General features: G+C 54.3%; 18 protein-coding genes and 1 pseudogene. 14 read left to right on the top strand and 5 right to left on the bottom strand.

Annotation, left to right across the window (positions count from 1 at the left end):
• Positions 1–51: 51 nt before the first annotated feature.
• The 3 genes and pseudogenes from satP to QLG03_RS15825 form a co-directional block, all read right to left on the bottom strand.
• Entirely contained in the window at positions 52–618 is a 567-nt protein-coding gene (satP, locus tag QLG03_RS15835; RefSeq protein WP_050534024.1) for an acetate uptake transporter, read from the bottom strand.
• A gap of 88 nt (positions 619–706) precedes the next feature.
• The gene (gene msyB, locus QLG03_RS15830) at positions 707–1,456 is read right to left on the bottom strand and encodes an acidic protein MsyB (protein WP_050534023.1); all 750 of its coding nucleotides are present in this window, start codon (positions 1,454–1,456) and stop codon (positions 707–709) included.
• Positions 1,457–1,484: 28 nt separating this feature from the next.
• A pseudogene (locus QLG03_RS15825) lies at positions 1,485–1,890 on the bottom strand (DUF2541 family protein).
• Between the two features lie 396 nt (positions 1,891–2,286).
• On the opposite strand from QLG03_RS15825, the gene dnaK reads away from it, so the two are divergent.
• The 8 genes from dnaK to nhaR all read left to right on the top strand — a co-directional run bounded on the left by dnaK (position 2,287) and on the right by nhaR (position 13,200).
• Positions 2,287–4,203 (top strand): molecular chaperone DnaK, encoded by a 1,917-nt coding sequence (gene dnaK, locus QLG03_RS15820; protein ID WP_023291917.1) that lies wholly within the window; start codon positions 2,287–2,289, stop codon positions 4,201–4,203.
• Between the two features lie 87 nt (positions 4,204–4,290).
• Entirely contained in the window at positions 4,291–5,424 is a 1,134-nt protein-coding gene (gene dnaJ / locus QLG03_RS15815; protein WP_002887955.1) for a molecular chaperone DnaJ, read from the top strand.
• A gap of 601 nt (positions 5,425–6,025) precedes the next feature.
• A complete protein-coding gene (locus QLG03_RS15810) occupies positions 6,026–6,793 on the top strand; it encodes an outer membrane protein OmpK (RefSeq protein ID WP_023291918.1) in 768 nt (255 codons plus the stop codon).
• Between the two features lie 20 nt (positions 6,794–6,813).
• Positions 6,814–8,307, top strand: a complete 1,494-nt coding sequence (locus tag QLG03_RS15805; RefSeq protein WP_049014573.1) for a sulfatase-like hydrolase/transferase — start codon at positions 6,814–6,816, stop codon at positions 8,305–8,307.
• A gap of 99 nt (positions 8,308–8,406) precedes the next feature.
• The gene (locus QLG03_RS15800) at positions 8,407–9,606 is read left to right on the top strand and encodes an anaerobic sulfatase maturase (RefSeq protein ID WP_132134888.1); all 1,200 of its coding nucleotides are present in this window, start codon (positions 8,407–8,409) and stop codon (positions 9,604–9,606) included.
• A 27-nt stretch (positions 9,607–9,633) separates the two neighbouring features.
• On the top strand, positions 9,634–10,902 hold the full coding sequence (locus QLG03_RS15795) for an IS1 family transposase (protein WP_132134783.1): 1,269 nt from the start codon (positions 9,634–9,636) through the stop codon (positions 10,900–10,902).
• Between the two features lie 171 nt (positions 10,903–11,073).
• Positions 11,074–12,249: a Na+/H+ antiporter NhaA gene (nhaA, locus tag QLG03_RS15790; protein ID WP_182962258.1), complete on the top strand. Its 1,176-nt coding sequence runs from the start codon at positions 11,074–11,076 to the stop codon at positions 12,247–12,249.
• Between the two features lie 54 nt (positions 12,250–12,303).
• Positions 12,304–13,200, top strand: a complete 897-nt coding sequence (gene nhaR / locus QLG03_RS15785) for a transcriptional activator NhaR (protein ID WP_023291923.1) — start codon at positions 12,304–12,306, stop codon at positions 13,198–13,200.
• Positions 13,201–13,309: 109 nt separating this feature from the next.
• Here nhaR and rpsT read toward each other — a convergent pair whose 3' ends face one another.
• Entirely contained in the window at positions 13,310–13,573 is a 264-nt protein-coding gene (gene rpsT, locus QLG03_RS15780; protein ID WP_002887965.1) for a 30S ribosomal protein S20, read from the bottom strand.
• A gap of 329 nt (positions 13,574–13,902) precedes the next feature.
• On the opposite strand from rpsT, the gene ribF reads away from it, so the two are divergent.
• From ribF to rihC, 6 genes are all read left to right on the top strand, one after another.
• Positions 13,903–14,841: a bifunctional riboflavin kinase/FAD synthetase gene (gene ribF / locus QLG03_RS15775; protein WP_004204236.1), complete on the top strand. Its 939-nt coding sequence runs from the start codon at positions 13,903–13,905 to the stop codon at positions 14,839–14,841.
• A gap of 43 nt (positions 14,842–14,884) precedes the next feature.
• Positions 14,885–17,701 carry an isoleucine--tRNA ligase gene (gene ileS, locus QLG03_RS15770; protein ID WP_032429278.1) on the top strand — a complete coding sequence of 939 codons (2,817 nt, stop codon included), beginning with the start codon at positions 14,885–14,887 and terminating at the stop codon, positions 17,699–17,701.
• Positions 17,701–18,201, top strand: a complete 501-nt coding sequence (gene lspA / locus QLG03_RS15765) for a signal peptidase II (RefSeq protein ID WP_023291926.1) — start codon at positions 17,701–17,703, stop codon at positions 18,199–18,201. Before ileS ends, lspA begins: the two co-directional genes overlap by 1 nt.
• 116 nt (positions 18,202–18,317) lie before the next feature.
• Complete coding sequence (gene fkpB / locus QLG03_RS15760; RefSeq protein ID WP_023291927.1) at positions 18,318–18,767, top strand: FKBP-type peptidyl-prolyl cis-trans isomerase; 450 nt, start codon at positions 18,318–18,320, stop codon at positions 18,765–18,767.
• A 1-nt stretch (position 18,768) separates the two neighbouring features.
• Positions 18,769–19,719, top strand: coding sequence for a 4-hydroxy-3-methylbut-2-enyl diphosphate reductase (gene ispH / locus QLG03_RS15755; protein WP_002887979.1), 951 nt, complete (start codon positions 18,769–18,771; stop codon positions 19,717–19,719).
• Between the two features lie 67 nt (positions 19,720–19,786).
• Positions 19,787–20,701, top strand: coding sequence for a ribonucleoside hydrolase RihC (rihC, locus tag QLG03_RS15750; RefSeq protein WP_065882784.1), 915 nt, complete (start codon positions 19,787–19,789; stop codon positions 20,699–20,701).
• An 18-nt stretch (positions 20,702–20,719) separates the two neighbouring features.
• Here rihC and QLG03_RS15745 read toward each other — a convergent pair whose 3' ends face one another.
• A complete protein-coding gene (locus tag QLG03_RS15745) occupies positions 20,720–21,658 on the bottom strand; it encodes a LysR family transcriptional regulator (RefSeq protein WP_048336374.1) in 939 nt (312 codons plus the stop codon).
• Between the last annotated feature and the right edge of the window lie 86 nt (positions 21,659–21,744).

Raw genomic sequence — 21,744 nt, 5'->3', positions numbered from 1 at the left:
GTTTGCCGATGATGACCAGCCGCCGCCCTGTTACAGGGCGGCGGCGGAAGATTAACGCGGTTCGCCGATCGGCAGCACGGTGCGGCCGAACTGCTCGTTCAGCACTTCGCCCATCGCCAGGTAAATGGCGCTGGCGCCGCAAACCAGGCCGATCCAGCCAGCAACTTTCACGATGCCTTCGTTATCCACCAGATGACCAATCGCCAGCAGCGCAAACAGCACCGTCAGGCTCAGGAACACGAACTGCAGCATGCGTGCGGCTTTCAGCGTACCGAAGAACATGAACAACGTAAAAATACCCCACAGGCCGAGATACATGCCGAGGAAGTGCGCGTTCGGCGCATCAGCCAGGCCCATTTTCGGCATCAGGAGAATAGCAACCAGCGTCAGCCAGAAGCTGCCGTAGGAGGTAAAAGCGGTCAAGCCAAAGGTGTTGCCTTTTTTGTATTCCAGCAGGCCGGCAAAAATTTGCGCAATGCCGCCGTAAAAAATGCCCATCGCCAGGATAGCTACATCGAATGCGAACAGGCCGCTATTCGCCAGGTTAAGCAGAATAGTGGTCATGCCGAAGCCCATAAGGCCCAGCGGTGCCGGATTAGCCAACTTAGTGTTGCCCATAATTCCTCAAAATTATCATTAAAAGGGAAGCATTACCCCGCGACTTGGCGGCGGGGCGCGGCATAATAATGAGGCGCGGAAAGGCTGTCTATGATCTGGCGGGGTATTTTTCACCAATTTCAGTTGTGCCCGACGACGAGTGGAGCATTTGTCGTAAACAGGCAATATGCAGAACCGCGGGGATGGTGACCCGATAAGCGCTGCCGCTTACCGCTTTCACGCTGTTCAGCGCGGCGCCAAGCGGCCCCCCCAGCCCGGCGCCGCGTACCAGGCCATGGCCGATGACGCTCACGGCGGCGTGCGTGCGCAGAATGGCGGTTAACCGCTCATCGAGTAGCAGGGCAACGCCTTCACTCAGCTTGCGGCGCCTCAACAGATGGGGCAGCAGGCTTTCCAGCTCATGACTCCGGCACTCCACCGCGGCGAGAAACTGCGTTTTTTGTTCCTCATCCAGCTTATTCCAGCTGTGCTGCAGAAAATGCGTCAACAACTGTTGCTCGATCTGCGGCGTCGTCATCTGTTTATCGACCTTCGCCTTTAGCCTTTTACACACATCCAGCAGGATGGCGCGATAAAATTTGCCATGGCGGCGCAGCGTATTGGCGATGCTGTCGCCGCCGAAATGCTGTAGCTCGCCGGCGATCAACTGCCAGTTGCGGCGATAGCGCTCCGGGTGGCCCTCCATAGACAGAAAGGTCTCGTTGCGCAGCAGCGTACTGGAGAGACGGGGTTTGCCATTTTCCCCGTGGGTCAGAATACGGGTAAACGCTTCCAGATGCGCCTCGCTGCACTCAGGCAGAAAGGCGAGATCGTCATCATCCAGATAGTTAATATGCATAACGTTTTCTCTCGGGCAGGGGACGACGTTAGTCGTCGCCGATAATTTTCAGTGAGGCCATATCTGAGGAGTTGACCGTGTGGCCGGAGAAGGCGATTTTTTTTCACACAGCGCTTGTTGTCGTTATCGCTGTTGAGGGAGATCCAGCCGGTGGTGTGGCCCTCTTTGATCCCGGCGGGCACGTTCAGGGTGTGGCTGGCGCCGAGGCTGGCCTTAAAGTAGACCGTTGCTCCGGAGAGCTGAATGTCGCCGCGTTCGGCGCTGAGCTGAATACGTTTGACCACCCGGCAGACGGGAAGCTTCAGCGTCAGATCGTTGGTCTCATTGCGCGGCATGGCTATCACGCCGAGGATCTTATGGTCGTTGGCGGCCGCCGAGGTGATAACTGACACGCTAAGGATAAGCCCCGCTGAAAGCCGGAATAGTGATTTCATTAATCTGTCCCCTGAATAAGTAAAGTGCGAGGGCGGGGATCTTATCACTGTGAAAACGGGGCTTTTAGCGCACAAGTATTGCGTTTTATGTCAATGATATTATGAATATATTCGGTTTTTTTATTCGTTACTTGTATGGGCGTTTCGCCATCTTTTTTGCCGCCCGGCAACATCGTTTGCCAGGCCATCGACGGCAGCGGGCGAGGGCGTCGGCTGGCCTCCGACAAAAAATTTTTCTGCTTGCCCCTTGATGCCGGGGTGGGCGACCCCATCTTGTAGTCAACCGCAGTGAAGAACCTGAAAAAAAATGATGTCTGGGCAGTTGAAACCGCACGTTTCGCCCTTATTACAGGTTCACAACCACATGTTGATCGAATTTTTAGTGGAGACGTTTAGATGGGTAAAATTATTGGTATCGACCTGGGTACTACCAACTCTTGTGTAGCGATTATGGATGGCACTACTGCACGCGTGCTGGAGAACGCCGAAGGCGATCGCACCACGCCTTCTATCATTGCCTATACCCAGGATGGTGAAACTCTGGTTGGTCAGCCGGCTAAACGTCAGGCAGTGACAAACCCGCAAAACACCCTGTTTGCGATTAAACGCCTGATTGGCCGCCGCTTCCAGGACGAAGAAGTTCAGCGTGACGTTTCTATCATGCCATACAAAATTGTTGCCGCAGACAATGGCGACGCATGGCTGGATGTGAAGGGCACCAAAACTGCACCGCCGCAGATCTCTGCTGAAGTGCTGAAAAAAATGAAGAAAACGGCTGAAGATTACCTGGGTGAACCGGTAACTGAAGCGGTTATCACCGTACCGGCTTACTTCAACGATGCGCAGCGTCAGGCAACCAAAGATGCTGGCCGTATCGCCGGTCTGGAAGTCAAACGTATCATCAACGAACCGACCGCGGCCGCGCTGGCGTACGGTCTGGATAAAGAAGTGGGCAACCGCACGATCGCGGTTTACGACCTCGGTGGTGGTACTTTCGATATCTCTATTATCGAAATCGACGAAGTTGATGGCGAAAAAACCTTCGAAGTACTGGCGACCAACGGTGATACTCACCTGGGCGGCGAAGACTTCGATACCCGTCTGATCAACTACCTCGTTGATGAATTTAAGAAAGATCAGGGCATTGACCTGCGCAACGACCCGCTGGCGATGCAGCGCCTGAAAGAAGCCGCTGAGAAAGCGAAGATTGAACTGTCTTCTGCTCAGCAGACCGACGTTAACCTGCCTTACATCACGGCAGACGCGACCGGTCCGAAACACATGAACATCAAAGTGACGCGTGCGAAACTGGAAAGCCTGGTAGAAGACCTGGTTAACCGTTCCATCGAGCCGCTGAAAGTAGCCCTGCAGGATGCCGGTCTGTCCGTTTCCGATATCAACGACGTCATCCTCGTTGGTGGTCAGACTCGTATGCCGATGGTGCAGAAGAAAGTGGCCGAGTTCTTTGGTAAAGAACCGCGTAAAGACGTTAACCCGGACGAAGCTGTGGCGATCGGCGCTGCCGTTCAGGGCGGTGTACTGACCGGTGATGTGAAAGACGTTCTGCTGCTCGACGTGACCCCGCTGTCGCTGGGTATCGAAACCATGGGCGGCGTGATGACTGCGCTGATCAGCAAAAACACCACTATCCCGACCAAGCACAGCCAGGTGTTCTCTACCGCTGAAGACAACCAGTCCGCGGTTACCATCCATGTGCTGCAGGGTGAGCGTAAACGCGCGTCTGATAACAAATCTCTGGGTCAGTTCAACCTGGATGGCATTAACCCGGCGCCGCGTGGCATGCCGCAGATCGAAGTGACCTTTGACATCGATGCTGACGGTATCCTGCACGTCTCCGCGAAAGACAAAAACAGCGGTAAAGAGCAGAAGATCACCATCAAAGCGTCTTCCGGTCTGAATGAAGAAGAAATTCAGAAAATGGTTCGCGAAGCGGAAGCTAACGCCGAATCTGACCGTAAGTTCGAAGAGCTGGTACAGACCCGTAACCAGGGCGACCATCTGCTGCACAGCACTCGCAAGCAGGTTGAAGAAGCAGGCGATAAACTGCCGGCTGACGACAAAACTGCCATCGAGTCTGCGCTGACCGCGCTGGAAACTTCGCTGAAAGGTGAAGACAAAGCGGACATCGAAGCGAAAATGCAGGCGCTGGCGCAGGTTTCCCAGAAGCTGATGGAAATCGCCCAGCAGCAGCATGCTCAGCAGCAGGCGGGTTCCGCTGACGCTCAGGCGAGCAACGCGAAAGACGACGATGTTGTCGACGCTGAGTTCGAAGAAGTGAAAGATAAAAAATAATCGCCCTTTGAACGGGTAAAACACTGGCACGGGCGAAGAGGTTTCCTCTCCGCCCGTGCACGCATGTTAAGGGGCTGAAAAACACCGATGGCAAAGCAAGATTACTACGAGATTTTAGGCGTCTCCAAAACAGCGGAAGAGCGTGAAATCAAAAAGGCTTATAAGCGCCTGGCCATGAAGTATCACCCGGACCGCAACCAGGGTGATAAAGAGGCCGAAGCCAAATTTAAAGAAATCAAAGAAGCGTATGAAATCCTGACTGATGCCCAGAAGCGTGCGGCCTACGATCAGTACGGCCATGCGGCCTTTGAGCAGGGCGGCATGGGCGGCGGCGGCGGTTTTGGCGGCGGTGCGGACTTCAGCGATATCTTTGGCGATGTTTTCGGCGATATCTTTGGCGGCGGACGTGGCCGGCAGCGCGCGGCGCGCGGCGCCGATCTCCGTTACAACATGGAGCTGACGCTGGAAGAAGCGGTTCGTGGCGTCACCAAAGAGATCCGTATTCCGACGCTGGAAGAGTGCGACGTCTGCCACGGCAGCGGCGCCAAAGCAGGCAGCAAACCGCAGACCTGTCCGACCTGTCATGGCGCGGGCCAGGTACAGATGCGTCAGGGCTTCTTTGCAGTACAGCAGACCTGTCCGCACTGTCAGGGACGCGGTACGCTGATTAAAGATCCGTGCAATAAATGTCATGGTCACGGCCGCGTTGAGAAGACCAAAACCCTGTCGGTTAAAATCCCGGCGGGCGTGGATACCGGCGACCGGATCCGTCTGGCGGGCGAAGGCGAAGCCGGCGAGCATGGCGCACCGGCAGGGGATCTGTACGTTCAGGTTCAGGTGAAGCAGCACGCTATCTTTGAGCGTGAAGGTAATAACCTGTACTGCGAAGTGCCGATCAACTTCACCATGGCTGCGCTGGGCGGTGAGATTGAGGTCCCGACGCTCGACGGTCGCGTCAACCTGAAAATTCCGGGTGAAACCCAGACCGGCAAGCTGTTCCGCATGCGTGGGAAAGGCGTGAAATCCGTTCGCGGCGGCGCGCAGGGCGATCTGCTGTGCCGGGTGGTGGTGGAGACGCCGGTGGGGCTGAACGAGAAGCAGAAACAGCTGCTGAAAGAGCTGCAGGAAAGCTTCGGCGGCCCGACCGGGGAAAACAACAGCCCGCGTTCGAAAAGCTTCTTTGACGGTGTGAAGAAGTTTTTTGATGATTTGACTCGTTAATCATTTCCGTCATTGCTGATAAAAAGCCTGAGATTGAGAAATCCCAGGCTTTTTTATTTCTTCTTGATGCATCCATTAATTTAACTCTTTGATTCAGAATCTTTATTTTATTGAATCAGGAGTATTAACAGCGTTCTTCCCATTGATTTATTTTTCCCTCATGGCATAACCTACATGCATTTAATATATGTGCAGTTAATCTCAATAGGGCTTTATTATTTATAACATGAATAATTGATGGTCTGGTCATTTCGATGTTGCTGGGGCATTATGTCTTAATCATCAGGATAAAGCCCGAACGTTTCATCTGTGGTTGCCCAAATGGGTATTGTCGGACGTCGCTCAAATCAATAACGTCCTTGCGCGCCAGTTATGACAAAAATAGGTAACAGACAAGTGCGTTATGATCGTGCCGGATATTTATAAATAATAACTTACCCTAACTAAAACAACATATTTTGACACATGCCTGATAATACCCATCGTCCCTTTTGATATGAGATTTTCATCACTATTTTGACGGTGTGTTTCGCTAACAATAAGCGCCGCAGAAAAGTAGTGTATGTCTATGGACGAATTATAACTTTGGGAAATACTTTCAATGCCTCGGATAAAAAATACGCTATTGGCTTGTACGATACTTGCAGCATCCTTGGGCTTTAGTCACTCCGTACAAGCATCTTTGGACTACCAATATTCTTTTGGATCGATTAATGCAGGTTATGCTGACTGGAACAGCGGCTTTGTCGATGTTGGTCGTGGTGAAGTCTGGAAAGCCACAGCTGATTTTGGCGTCAATTTTAAAGAAGCTGAATTCTATTCTTTTTTTGAAAGTAATGTACTCAACCATTCTGTCGCGGGACGTAACCATACGGTTTCAGCGATGACGCATGTTCGCCTTTTTGGCTCTGACTATACGCTCTTTGGCAAGATTTATGGTCAGTGGGAAAATACGTGGGGGGATGATCTGGACATGTTTTATGGTCTTGGTTATCTGGGATGGTCCGGGAAATGGGGATTCTTTAAACCTTACCTCGGACTCCACAATGAGTCGGGTGATTATGTTTCGCCAAAATATGGACAAACAAGCGGCTGGAACGGGTATGTGCTGGGCTGGACGGCAGCTTATAACTTCACACTGTTTGACGAGAAATTTGTTCTGTCAGACTGGAATGAAATTGAATTTGAGCGAAATGACGCCTACGCGGAACAGCAACACGGTGATTATGGCATTAATGGCGGTTTAACGCTGGCCTGGAAGTTTTATCCTCGCTGGAAGGCAACGGTAACCTGGCGTTATTTTAAAAACAAATTAGGTTATGACGGCTTTGGCGATCAAATGATTTATATGGTTGGGTATGAATTTTAAAAAATGTCAAAGGAGTTAAAATGAAAAGAACAGTTGTTGCCAGTATGATTGGGCTGGCGCTATGTGCCGGGAGCGCGCTGTCAACAGCACATGCCGCAACAGAAAAGCGTCCTAATTTGGTTATTATTCTGGCTGATGATTTAGGGTATGGCGATCTTGCAACTTATGGACATCCCATTGTCAAAACCCCGAATATCGACAAACTGGCGCAGGAAGGGGTGAAATTCACCGATTATTATGCGCCTGCGCCGCTGTGCTCCCCCTCCCGTGCGGGTCTGTTAACCGGTCGTATGCCATTTCGCACCGGTATTCGCTCATGGATCCCGGAAGGCAAAGATGTTGCATTAGGGCGTAATGAACTGACCATCGCCAATCTGTTGAAACAGCAGGGCTATGACACGGCGATGATGGGCAAACTGCACCTGAATGCAGGTGGAGATCGTACCGATCAGCCCCAGGCAAAAGATATGGGGTTTGATTACAGTCTGGTGAATCCGGCGGGATTTGTCACGGATTCCACGCTGGATAATGCCAAAGAGCGTCCTCGCTACGGGGTGGTGCATCCGACAGGATGGCTACGCAATGGGCAACGAATTGGTCGCGCAGATAAAATGAGCGGTGAATTTGTCAGCTCTGAAGTGGTGAACTGGCTGGATAATAAGAAAGATGATAAGCCGTTCTTCTTATATGTCGCGTTTACTGAGGTGCACAGCCCGCTGGCTTCGCCGAAGAAATATCTCGATATGTACTCGCAATATATGAGCGCGTACCAAAAACAGCACCCGGATCTGTTTTATGGCGACTGGGCTGATAAACCGTGGCGTGGCACGGGGGAGTACTACGCGAACATCAGTTACATGGATGCTCAGGTCGGTAAAGTGCTGGATAAAATTAAGGCAATGGGCGAAGAAGACAACACCATCGTGATTTTCACCAGTGACAATGGCCCGGTAACGCGTGAGGCGCGTAAGGTGTATGAGCTGAACCTGGCGGGTGAGACCGATGGTTTGCGTGGCCGTAAAGATAATCTGTGGGAAGGCGGCATCCGCGTTCCGGCGATTATTAAATATGGCAAACATCTGCCGCAGGGGATGGTGACGGATACGCCGGTTTCCGGTCTTGACTGGATGCCGACGCTGGCGAAGATGATGGATTTTACACTCCCGAACGATCGCACGTACGATGGCCAGTCTTTGGTTCCGCTGCTGGAACAGAAGCCGCTGGAGCGTAATAAGCCGTTGATCTTCGGCGTTGATATGCCATTCCAGGACGATCCAACCGATGAGTGGGCGATCAGGGATGGCGACTGGAAGATGATCATCGATCGTGAAAATAAACCGAAATATCTCTACAACCTGAAGACCGACCGTTACGAAACGCTCAATCAGATTGGCAAACGGCCGGATATTGAGAAACAACTGTACGATAAGTTCCTGAAGTATAAAGCAGACATCGATAACGATTCGTTAATGAAAGCCCGTGGCGATAAGCCGACGCCGGTCACCTGGGGCTAACCGAATAACCATAAAACCGTAGTATGCCACTTAGGGCGATGCCCGCCTGATTCGGTGTTTAAACTGAATCAGGTTCTTTTTATTGGGATGGATATAGCGATCATGCGAAGAAAGAGCTGTCAGGTCATGATTAAACCGACAGGTTCAGTATGCAATCTTGATTGTAAGTACTGCTTCTATCTGGAAAAGGAAAAGCTCTACCCGGAGCGAAAGCGCAACTACAGAATGTCAGACGAGATGCTGGAACGCTTCATTAAACAACATATTGCCGCACAAGAGATTGATGAGGTGATTTTTGCCTGGCAGGGCGGAGAACCAACGTTGATGGGGCTGCCTTTTTATCGCCGGGCGATCGAACTCCAGCAGCGTTATGCTGCGGGAAAAACGATTGTGAATACCTTCCAGACGAACGGCATTTTGATCGACGACCAATGGGCTGAGTTTTTTCGGGCCAATCAATTCCTGGTCGGTATTTCCATTGACGGCGATGCAGCCTTGCATGACGAATGGCGCGTTACGCGCTCGGGAAAAGCGACGCATGCGAAAGTTGAACAGGCCATACAATGTCTGCACCGCCACGGCGTCGAATTTAATACGCTGACGGTTGTTAATCAGAGCAATATGCGCCATCCGCTTCAGGTATATCGCTATCTGAAGAGCATCGGCAGCCGTTATATGCAATTTATCCCTTTGGTGGAAAGATGCAGCGAAAAGAGCGGCCTTGGGCTGGCGCACCCTGAGGACAGGCAAACAAAAATGATGCCGTGGTCGGTTGATCCGCTACAGTTTGGCCATTTTCTTAACGCTATTTTTGATGTATGGGTCCGCGAAGACATTGGCGACATAGGCATACAGATGTTTGAACAGACGCTTGCCGCCTGGTGTGGGTTGCCTCCCCAGGTATGCGTATTCGCGCCAACCTGCGGCAGCGCGTTTGCGATGGAGATGAACGGCGACGTTTATAACTGCGATCATTTTGTTTATCCGCAGTACAGGCTGGGAAATATTCAGGATACAACGCTACATGCGATGAATAATAGCGCGCAAAACCAGCAGTTTGGTGATGATAAAAGCCACTCAATGGCGCAGGAGTGTCGCTCTTGTCAGTGGAAATTTGCCTGCTACGGCGGCTGCCCCAAGCACCGCTTCTTGCAATCCGCGACGGGCGAGAGAAACCACAACTATTTGTGCGCAGGCTATAAAGCGTTTTTCTCTCATAGCGCGGTGACTATGAGCGCGATGAAAACACTCCATCAGAATGGTTTTTCACCGGCAGAGATAAAATCAATATTTGTTTGAAAATTATACCGTCACAGGGAGTTAATCATGTTTTCTCAGGTTAATGTCGATAGCTGCAAAACGCCAGGCTGCAAAAATCTGGGCGTGCTGAACAGCCCGGATTACCAGAACCAGGGGAAAAATGTGTTATGCAGGGCATGTGGTTTTCATTTTCCTGTGATTTCGGCAAGATCGCTGAATCTTTTTCGCCAGTCGGTAAATCGGGTATGGAAAGGGTTGATAAAATCCTGCCCCGGATGCGGCGGCGTCTCACTAAAAAAGTATGGCTTTTCCGCGCAGGGAGAGCCACGCGTCTGCTGCCAGCAGTGCCATAAAACATTTCTTTATCCCGTCAGATATAAAACCGATCCGCGCCAGGATTATCTTGCCGCACTCATCCAGGAAGGGGCTTCGCTGGCGGATATCCGATCCGCCCTTGCGTTAGACAGTACCGGACTAAGCCGTGAATTACAGAAGTTATCCCGCAGGGCAAATCAGGCGGAACGCGAGTTTGCCTTTCCCGCTTTCGACATTACCCTGAGCACCCGCGCTTTTCGGGTTAAATTTAACGGCGGTGACAATTTTCTGTATGTGCTGGTCACCGCCGAGGAGACTACCGGTCGGATTATATCCGTAACAACCAATTATTCACTCCAGCCCGTTGAAACGGAGTATCAATACCACTCTTATTACGAAGAGCGCCTGCCGCCCGGTACGCTGGTACATCTTGTGCAACGGAAAGAAGCGATAACGATGCGGCGCGCAACGCTTTTTGATGTGGATTACGGACCGGCTGCGTTATACAAAAACGATCCGGGAATGCTGGTCAAACCCGTATTGCCGGCTTATCGCCATTTTGAATTAGTCAAAACACTGACAGATGCACGTTCCCTCAATATTCAACACTACATCGATCAGGAATGTTTTATATTAGGTGGCTGCCTGATGGCGAATTTGCAGCAGGTTCAACAGGGGCGATGCCATATCTCATTTGTCAGAGAGCGAGGCATGACGCCGCCGCTGCATGATATCCCGCCGCGCCTGTTTATGGGCGGAGGGAACCGCAACAATGTCTGGCGGACCTTCTCTACACGGGACTATGCGATGGCGGTTTGTAACCTAACCGGCAATAAAAAAACGGCCAATCTGCGGCACGCCACGTTAAATGGCGCGACGAAATTTATTCAATACCTGCACGCGCATCCTTTTTTGCCGCAGCTAAATCGCCTGTCTCCGGCGAACGTGACCGTGACGCTGGATTGTCTGAAATATGAATATAATAAAAGACAGAAAATGTGGGACGATCTGCGCGGTTAATTCTGCTTTCGTCAACGCCTGGCCTTTTGCTGCCCAGTCTATCATTGTCTTATCCCTCCTCTTTAACTCGTAAAAATCGAGCATTAGCGCAACTTAAATCTGATTTTTTCGAGTTATCAGTCTGTGTATTATACTTTTATCGAGTTATTCACCAACAGGATGAAAGTAAAAGTGAAACATCTGCAACGATTCTTCAGTAGCGATGCTTCCGGCGGCATTGTCTTAATCATCGCCGCGGTGCTGGCGATGGTCATGGCCAATACCAGCGTGACCAGCGGTCTGTATCACTCCTTCCTTGATACGCCTGTACAGCTGCGGGTGGGGGCGCTGGAGATCAACAAGAATATGCTGCTATGGATCAATGATGCCCTGATGGCGGTGTTCTTCTTGCTGATTGGCCTGGAGGTCAAACGCGAGCTGATTCAGGGCTCGCTGGCGAGTCGCCGTCAGGCGGTCTTTCCGGTGATTGCCGCGCTCGGCGGGATGATCGTCCCGGCGCTGGTCTATCTGGCCTTTAACGCTCAGGATCCTGTCGCCAGAGAGGGATGGGCGATCCCGGCGGCGACGGATATTGCCTTTGCCCTCGGCGTGCTGGCGCTGTTAGGCAGCCGCGTCCCGACGGCGCTGAAGATTTTCCTGATGGCGCTGGCGATTATTGATGACCTTGGGGCTATCGTGATTATCGCGCTGTTTTATACCCACGACCTGTCAATGCTCTCGCTGGGCGTGGCGGCGGCGGCGATTGCGGTGCTGGTGGTTCTGAATCTGAGCGGCGTGCGACGCACCGGGATCTATATTCTGGTCGGTGCGGTGCTGTGGACCGCGGTGCTGAAGTCCGGCGTTCACGCGACGCTTGCCGGGGTCATCGTCGGCTTTATGATCCCGCTCCAGGAGAAGCAGGGTCAGTCACCGGCTAAAGTGCTTGAGCATGTCCTGCATCCGTGGGTGGCGTTTATGATCCTGCCGCTGTTTGCCTTCGCCAACGCGGGCGTCTCGCTGCGGGGGGTTACGCTTGATGGACTGACGTCGCTGCTGCCCCTGGGTATCATGGCCGGCCTGTTTATCGGTAAGCCGCTGGGGATCAGCCTGTTCTGCTGGCTGGCCCTGAAGCTGAAGTGGGCCTCGCTACCGGAGGGGACCACCTGCCGGCAGATTATGGCGGTGGGCATTCTGTGCGGGATTGGCTTTACGATGTCGATTTTTATCGCCACGCTGGCCTTCGGCAATGTCGATCCCGCGTTAATCAACTGGGCCAAGCTTGGCATCTTAATTGGATCGGTGGTATCAGCTGTTACCGGCTACCTCATACTGCGTCAGCGCGTAACGGATACTCGCCTCGCGGTATAACCTTTCTGCAGGAGGGCCTGCCAGGCTCTCCTGGACATTATCAGGGAGAGAAGCATGTCACATATCAACTACAACCATCTGTACTACTTCTGGCACGTCTATAAAGAAGGGTCTGTCGTGGGCGCGGCGGAGGCGCTGTTTCTGACGCCGCAAACCATTACCGGGCAGATCAAAGCGCTGGAGGAGCGTCTGCAGGGAAAGTTATTTAAGCGCAAGGGAAGAGGGCTGGAGCCGAGCGAGCTCGGGGAGCTGGTCTTTCGCTACGCCGACCGGATGTTTACCCTGAGCCAGGAGATGCTCGACATCGTCAACTACCGCAAAGAGTCGAATTTGCTGTTTGACGTCGGCGTGGCCGATGCGCTATCGAAACGGCTGGTCAGCGGCGTACTGGATGCCGCCGTTGTCGAAAGCGAGCAGATCCATCTGCGCTGTTTTGAATCCACCCATGAGCTGCTGCTGGAGCAACTGAGCCAGCATAAGCTCGATATGATTATCTCTGACTGCCCGATCGACTCGACGCAGCAGGAAGGGCTGTTTTCGGTGAAGATTGGCGAGTGCAGCGTCAGCTTCTGGTGCATGAACCCGGCGCCAATGAAGCCGTTCCCGGCCTGTCTTGAAGAGCGACGGCTGCTGATCCCTGGTCGACGCTCGATGCTGGGACGTAAGCTGCTGAACTGGATTAACGTGCAGGGGTTGAAGGTGGAGATCCTCGGCGAGTTTGACGACGCGGCGCTCATGAAAGCCTTCGGCGCCGCGCATAATGCGATTTTTGTCGCGCCGACGCTCTACGCGCATGATTTCTACCATGATGAATCGATTGTCGAAATTGGCCGCATGGATAGCGTGATGGAGGAGTATCACGCCATTTTCGCCGAACGGATGATTCAGCATCCGGCGGTACAGCGCATCTGCAATCGCGATTATTCGTCGCTGTTTACTGAACCCAGATAGCCGGAAAGCGTGGGCTGGCGTGGCTCAGGTCGCGCCAGGACGGGAAAGATGACAGGCATAAAAAAACCCGCTTTCGCGGGTTTTTTCACAAAGCGACAACAAGCAGCGATTAAGCCAGTTTGTTGATCTGAGCGGTCAGGTTAGCCTTATGACGCGCAGCTTTGTTTTTGTGGATCAGACCTTTAGCAGCCTGACGGTCCACGATCGGTTGCATTTCGTTAAATGCTTTTTGTGCAGCAGCTTTGTCGCCAGCTTCGATAGCTGCGTATACTTTCTTGATGAAAGTACGCATCATAGAGCGACGGCTAGCGTTGTGCTTGCGAGCCTTTTCAGACTGAACGGCGCGCTTCTTAGCTGATTTGATATTAGCCAAGGTCCAACTCCCAAATGTGTTCTATATGGACAATTCAAAGGCCGAGGAATATGCCCGTTTAGCCTTCTTTTGTCAATGGATTTGTGCAAATAAGCGCCGTTTAACACCACAGCGCTTCATTACGTAGTGATGGCGCAAGATTCTACCAGCTTGTTGCAGGCGAATACAGCTTTTCCACCATAAAAATCGCCGGGGGCGGGCGGTTTTCCGGCTGACTCGCGCTGAGTGAATGAATTCCTGAGAACTTTCGTTGCCGAGGAGCAATCGCTGGTTAACGTTGACAGTTGTACAAGGTATACTCGGACGATTTTCACTGTTTTGAGCCAGACATGAAGCTGATACGCGGCATACATAATCTCAGTCAGGCCCCGCACGGGTGCGTGCTGACCATTGGCAATTTTGACGGCGTGCATCGTGGGCATCAGGCGCTGCTGCAGCGCTTGCGCGAAGAGGGCCGCCAGCGCGGTTTACCGGTGGTGGTGATGATTTTCGAACCCCAGCCGCTCGAGCTCTTTGCCGCCGATAAAGCCCCGGCGCGGTTGACCCGCCTGCGTGAAAAGCTGAGCTATCTGGCTGAAAGCGGGGTCGACTATGTGCTGTGCGTTCGCTTCGACCGCCGGTTCGCCGCGCTGACGGCGCAGGATTTTATCAGTGAACTGCTGGTGCGCCGCCTGGGCGTGCAGTTCCTTGCCGTCGGTGACGATTTCCGCTTTGGCGCTGGTCGCCAGGGGGATTTCTTGTTATTACAAAAGGCGGGGGCGGAATACGGCTTCGACGTCACCAGCACCCAAACCTTCTGCGAAGGCGGGGTGCGGATCAGCAGCACGGCGGTGCGTCAGGCGCTGGCTGATGACGATCTCCTGTTGGCGGAGACGCTGCTCGGCCATCCGTTTAGCATTTCCGGACGCGTCGTGCATGGCGACGAACTGGGCCGTACCATAGGTTTTCCGACGGCGAACTTACCGCTGCGTCGTCAGGTTTCCCCGGTTAAAGGGGTCTATGCGGTAGAAGTGACAGGGCTGGGCGACAAGCCGATCGCCGGCGTCGCCAATATTGGCACCCGTCCAACGGTAGCGGGCGTGCGTCAGCAGCTCGAAGTGCATCTGTTGGACGTTGTAATGGACCTCTACGGTCGCCATATCAATGTAGTACTGCGTAAAAAGATACGTAATGAGCAGCGGTTTGCGTCGCTCGACGAGCTGAAGGCGCAAATCGCACGTGATGAGTTAACGGCCCGCGAATTATTTGGGCTGACCAGCCAGGCCTGAGCCACTGGTGTTTATCAAACCGAAATACGGAACCGAGAATCTGATGAGTGACTATAAATCGACCCTGAATTTGCCGGAAACAGGGTTCCCTATGCGTGGCGACCTCGCCAAACGCGAACCGGGAATGCTGGCGCGTTGGACCGATGATGACCTGTACGGCATCATTCGTGCAGCCAAAAAAGGCAAAAAAACCTTCATTCTGCATGATGGCCCTCCTTATGCGAATGGCAGTATTCATATTGGTCACTCGGTTAACAAGATTCTGAAAGACATTATCGTTAAGTCCAAAGGACTGACGGGCTATGACTCGCCTTACGTTCCGGGCTGGGACTGCCACGGTCTGCCGATCGAGCTGAAAGTAGAGCAGGAATACGGCAAGCCGGGCGAGAAGTTCACCGCCGCAGAATTCCGCGCCAAGTGCCGCGAATATGCCGCTCTGCAGATCGAGGGTCAGCGTAAAGATTTCATCCGTCTCGGCGTGCTGGGCGACTGGTCGCATCCGTATCTGACCATGGACTTCAAAACCGAAGCCAACATCATTCGCGCGCTGGGTAAAATCATCGGCAACGGCCACCTGCATAAAGGCGCCAAGCCGGTGCACTGGTGCGTAGACTGCCGTTCCGCGCTGGCGGAAGCGGAAGTGGAGTATTACGACAAGACTTCTCCATCCATCGACGTGGCATTCCACGCGGTAGATAAAGCCGCGGTGCTGGCGAAATTCGGCGTCGCCGACGTCAACGGCCCGGTGTCGCTGGTTATCTGGACCACCACCCCGTGGACCCTGCCGGCTAACCGCGCCATCTCCCTGTCGCCAGAGTTCGACTATGCGCTGGTGCAGGTGGACGGCCAGGCGCTGATCCTGGCGAAAGACCTCGTTGAGAGCGTGATGAAGCGCGTTGGCGCGGCCGATTACACCATCCTGGCGGCGGTGAACGGCGCCGAGCTTGAACTGATGCGTTTCCAGCATCCGTTCCTCGATTTCGACGTGCCGGCGATCCTTGGCGACCACGTGACGCTGGATGCCGGTACCGGTGCGGTGCATACCGCCGGCGGCCACGGTCCGGACGATTACACGATCAGCCAGAAATACGGTCTGGAAATCGCTAACCCGGTTGGCCCGGACGGGGCTTATCTGCCAGGCACCTATCCGTCTCTGGACGGTATCAACGTCTTTAAAGCCAACGATATCATCGTTGAGATGCTGCGTGAGCGCGGCGCGCTGCTGCATGTGGAAAAAATGCAGCACAGCTATCCGTGCTGCTGGCGCCACAAGTCGCCAATCATCTTCCGCGCCACCCCGCAGTGGTTCGTGAGCATGGATCAGAAAGGTCTGCGCGCGCAGTCGCTGAAAGAGATCAAAGGCGTGCAGTGGATCCCGGACTGGGGCCAGGCGCGTATCGAATCGATGGTCGCCAACCGTCCTGACTGGTGCATCTCCCGTCAGCGTACCTGGGGCGTGCCGATGTCGCTGTTCGTGCATAAAGAAACTCACGAACTGCACCCGCGTACCCTTGAGCTGATGGAAGAAGTCGCGAAGCGTGTTGAAGTCGACGGCATCCAGGCGTGGTGGGATCTCGATTCCCGCGACATCCTTGGCGATGACGCTGACAGCTACGAGAAAGTGCCGGATACCCTCGACGTCTGGTTTGACTCCGGGTCGACCCACTCTTCCGTGGTTGACGTGCGTCCGGAATTCGCCGGTCACGCCGCCGATATGTATCTGGAAGGCTCCGACCAGCATCGCGGCTGGTTCATGTCCTCTCTGATGATTTCCACGGCGATGAAAGGCAAAGCGCCATATCGTCAGGTACTGACCCACGGCTTCACCGTCGATGGTCAGGGCCGCAAAATGTCCAAGTCTATCGGCAACACCGTTAGCCCGCAGGACGTGATGAACAAGTTGGGCGCCGATATCCTGCGCCTGTGGGTGGCTTCCACCGACTACACTGGCGAAATGGCGGTCTCTGACGAGATCCTCAAACGCGCCGCGGACAGCTATCGTCGTATCCGTAACACCGCGCGCTTCCTGCTGGCCAACCTGAACGGTTTCGATCCGGCAAAAGACATGGTCAAACCGGAAGAGATGGTGGTGCTGGATCGCTGGGCGGTCGGCTGCGCGCAGGCGGCACAGGAAGATATCCTGAAAGCCTACGAATCCTACGACTTCCACGAAGTGGTGCAGCGCCTGATGCGCTTCTGCTCCATTGAGATGGGCTCGTTCTACCTCGACATCATCAAAGACCGTCAGTACACCGCCAGGGCGGACAGCGTGGCGCGTCGCAGTTGCCAGACCGCGCTGTTCCACATCGTGGAAGCGCTGGTGCGCTGGATGGCGCCGATCATGTCCTTCACCGCGGACGAAATCTGGGGTTACCTGCCGGGCGAGCGTGAGAAATACGTCTTTACCGGCGAATGGTATCAAGGTCTCTTCGGTCTGGCCGACAACGAAGCGATGAATGACGGCTTCTGGGATGAGCTGCTGAAAGTCCGTGGCGAAGTCAACAAAGTGATTGAACAGGCGCGTGCGGATAAGAAAGTCGGCGGCTCGCTGGAAGCCTCGGTGACGCTGTATGCTGATGCCGATCTGGCCGCTAAGCTCAACGCGCTGGGCGATGAATTGCGATTTGTCCTGTTGACCTCCGGGGCGAACGTCGCAGACTATGCGAGCGCGCCTGCTGATGCCCAGCAGAGCGAACTGCTCAAAGGGCTGAAAGTCGCATTGAGCAAAGCTGAAGGTGAGAAATGCCCGCGCTGCTGGCATTACACCACCGATATCGGCAAGGTGGCGGAACACGCGGAAATCTGCGGACGCTGTGTGAGCAACGTCGCCGGTGACGGCGAGCAACGTAAATTCGCCTGATGAGTAAATCGATCTGTTCAACGGGGCTACGCTGGCTGTGGGTGGTCGTAGCCGTGCTGATTATCGATCTGGGTAGCAAATTCCTGATCCTCCAGAACTTCGCTCTGGGGGAGACGGTGCCGCTGTTCCCGTCGCTTAATCTGCATTATGCCCGCAACTATGGCGCGGCCTTTAGCTTCCTCGCCGACAGCGGCGGCTGGCAGCGCTGGTTCTTTTCCGGGATCGCCATCGGCATTTGCGTGGTGCTGACGGTGCTGATGTACCGTTCGAAGGCGACGCAAAAGCTGAACAATATTGCCTACGCCCTGATTATCGGCGGCGCGCTGGGCAACTTGTTCGATCGCCTGTGGCACGGCTTTGTGGTCGATATGATCGACTTCTACGTCGGCGACTGGCACTTCGCCACTTTCAACCTCGCCGATAGCGCTATCTGCATCGGCGCGGCGATGATTGTGCTGGAAGGCTTCCTGCCGAAACCGACCGCAAAAGAGCAGGCGTAAATGTTAATGCCGGGTGGCGCCACGCCTGCCCGGCCTACAGAATGTGTGGTCTCCCGTCGCCCGGTAAGCGTAGCGCCTCCGGGCAACAGGTGACCGAAAACAAGCGAGCAATTTGCATGTCTAAATCCGTACAGAGCAACAGCGCGGTTCTCGTTCACTTCACGCTGAAGCTGGACGATGGATCCACCGCCGAGTCCACCCGTAACAATGGCAAACCGGCGCTGTTTCGCCTCGGCGACACCTCCCTGTCTGAGGGGCTGGAGCAACAGCTTCTTGGTCTGAAAGAGGGCGAGAAAAAGGCCTTTTCGCTGGAGCCTGACGCCGCATTTGGCGTCCCGAGCCCGGACCTGATTCAGTATTTCTCTCGCCGCGAGTTTATCGACGCCGGCGAGCCGGAGATCGGCGCGATTATGCTCTTTACCGCAATGGATGGCAGCGAAATGCCTGGCGTGATCCGTGAAGTGAACGGCGATTCCATCACCGTCGACTTCAACCATCCGCTGGCCGGGCGCACCGTTCATTTTGATATTGAAGTGCTGGAGATCGATCCGGCGCTGGAGGATTAACATGCAGATCCTGTTGGCTAACCCGCGCGGCTTTTGCGCTGGCGTTGACCGCGCTATCAGCATTGTAGAAAACGCGCTGACGCTGTACGGCGCGCCGATCTATGTTCGTCATGAAGTGGTGCATAACCGCTATGTGGTGGATAGCCTGCGCAAGCGCGGCGCCATTTTTATCGAACAGATCAGCGAAGTACCGGATGGCGCGATCCTGATCTTCTCCGCTCACGGCGTATCGCAGGCGGTACGGAATGAAGCGAAGAGCCGCGATCTGACGGTGTTCGACGCCACCTGTCCGCTGGTGACGAAAGTGCATATGGAAGTCGCCCGCGCCAGCCGCCGTGGCGAAGAGTCGATTCTGATCGGCCATGCCGGGCACCCGGAAGTCGAAGGCACGATGGGGCAGTACAATAACCCGCAAGGGGGCATGTACCTGGTCGAGTCGCCGGAAGACGTTCTCAAGCTGGAAGTCAAAAACGACGCCCGGCTGTCGTTTATGACCCAGACCACCCTCTCGGTGGATGATACCTCGGATGTGATTGACGCGCTGCGCGCGCGTTTCCCGAAAATCGTCGGCCCGCGCAAAGACGACATTTGCTATGCCACCACTAACCGTCAGGAAGCGGTGCGCGCGCTGGCGGAGCAGGCTGACGTGGTGCTGGTGGTTGGTTCGAAAAACTCCTCCAACTCAAACCGCCTCGCCGAACTGGCGCAGCGGATGGGTAAGGCGGCTTACCTGATTGACGATGCCTCCGATATTCAGGAAGCGTGGGTCAAGGACGCGGCCTGCGTCGGCGTGACGGCGGGCGCGTCGGCGCCGGATATTCTGGTGCAGAACGTCATTACCCGCCTGCAGGAGCTGGGCGGCGGCGAAGCCGTACCGCTGGAAGGCCGGGAAGAGAATATCGTCTTTGAAGTGCCGAAAGAGCTGCGTGTGGATGTCCGTGAAGTAGAGTAAGTTCTTTCCGTCAGCAGTATGAGAAGATGCCAGACTTAACGTCTGGCATTTTTTTTAGGGAGAAACCATGCGCTTACCGATCATTCTTGATACAGACCCGGGCATCGACGATGCTGCTGCTATTGCCGCGGCGCTGTTCGCCCCTGAGCTGGATCTGCAGCTGATGACCACCGTGGCGGGCAATGTCTCGGTGGAGAAGACGACCCGTAACGCGCTGCAGCTGCTGCACTTCTGGCATGCCGATGTGCCGCTGGCGCAGGGCGCCTCGATGCCGCTGGTGCGTCCCCTGCGCGATGCCGCCTCGGTGCATGGCGAATCCGGTATGGAAGGGTATGACTTTGTTGAGCATCACCGGCAGCCGCTGGCGAAGCCGGCCTTCCAGGCGATCCGCGATGCGCTGATGCATGCTGCCGAGCCGATCACTCTGGTGGCGATTGGCCCATTGACCAATATTGCGCTGTTGCTGACCCAGTATCCGGAATGCGTGTTCAACATTCGCCGGCTGGTGATCATGGGCGGCTCGGCGGGCCGGGGCAACTTTACGCCGAATGCCGAATTCAATATTGCCATCGACCCGGAAGCCGCCGCGAAAGTCTTCCACAGCGGGCTGGAGATTGTCATGTGCGGGCTGGACGTCACCAATCGGGCGCTGCTGACGGCGGATTATCTGGCGACCCTGCCGACGCTGAATCAGACCGGTAAAATGCTCCATGCGCTGTTTAGCCACTATCGCAGCGGCAGCATGAGTAGTGGTCTGAGAATGCACGATCTCTGCGCTATCGCATGGCTGGTCCGCCCGGAACTGTTCACCCTACAGCCGTGTTTTGTGGCGGTGGAGACGCAGGGAACCTGGACCGCCGGCGCCACGGTGGTGGATATCGAAGGGCGACTGGGCCAGCCGGCCAATGCCCAGGTGGCGCTGGATATCGATGTCGAAGGGTTTCAGCGCTGGGCGGCGGAGGTGATCGCCCTGGCGCCGTGATCGTTGATGGCGTGCGGTTCATACCTGTTGATGCGGATCCACCACGTTACACCACAGTTCGCTCGCTTCATCCGTCCACATCAGGAGTAACAACGAAGCGAAGCGTTCTGCGGCGGCGGAAAGTGGGCGATTTTTTACACGGATCATGCCAAGCGTTCGTCTGATGACGGGTTCCACGAGCGGTACGCTTACCACTGTGCCCTTAGTATTTTGCGGCATAGCCAGACAGGGTAGTGCCGATACGCCAAGTCCCGCTTCCACCAGACCCAGGGAGGTGGATAAATGTCTCACTTCATAAAACCAGTCCAGCTTCCACGGCTTATCCGCCAGGCAACTTTCAATCAGCTGCCGATTACCGCTCGAACGCCTGACGCCAATTAACCTTTGCGAGGTGAGCTCCCGCCATTCCACCAGTTTTTTACTGGCCAGCGGATGATCCATTCTGCAGGCCAGGACAAAGGGTTCGTTGACCAGTGGACTAAATTCGATATCGGGATGTGTGATGAAGTTCATATTTATACCAAAATCGACTTCCCCCTTTCTCACCGAAGCCATGCAATTTTCTATACCTTGTTCATAAATTTGTACTTTGATATGCGGATAGCGCTGATTAAATTGAACGATAGCGCGAGGTAAAAAATAAAAGACGGCGGTGGGAATACAGGAAAGTGTAATCGTATCCTGGACATGAGAAGTCAGGTTGCTGACGTCAAAGATGGCGGCATCCAGACTGGCAATCAGCGATTTTGCTTTCGGTAACAACATTGCTCCCGCCTGCGTAAGCTGGATTTTTCGGGTGGTACGCTGGAACAGGGCAGTATTGAGATTGCTTTCTAATTTTTTTATTTTTCGCGTCAATGCTGGCTGTGTCAGATTAAGGATCTCGGCGGCTTTACTAAACGAGCCAAGTTCAGCCACGGTAACAAAGGCTTTCATACCGGATAGTTCATTGTGCATTATGACTCCCTAAGCGTAAAGAGGCTTTAAACCTTATAGTAAGGCAGCGTTAATTATCATAGTGGTGATATTTGTTATTCATGTTT

The sequence above is a fragment of the Klebsiella sp. V115_8 genome, assembly GCF_029967715.1.
GTDB lineage: Bacteria > Pseudomonadota > Gammaproteobacteria > Enterobacterales > Enterobacteriaceae > Klebsiella > Klebsiella quasipneumoniae.
Note: the sequence above shows the minus strand (reverse complement) of the source record. Positions and strands in the feature narration are given on the sequence as shown.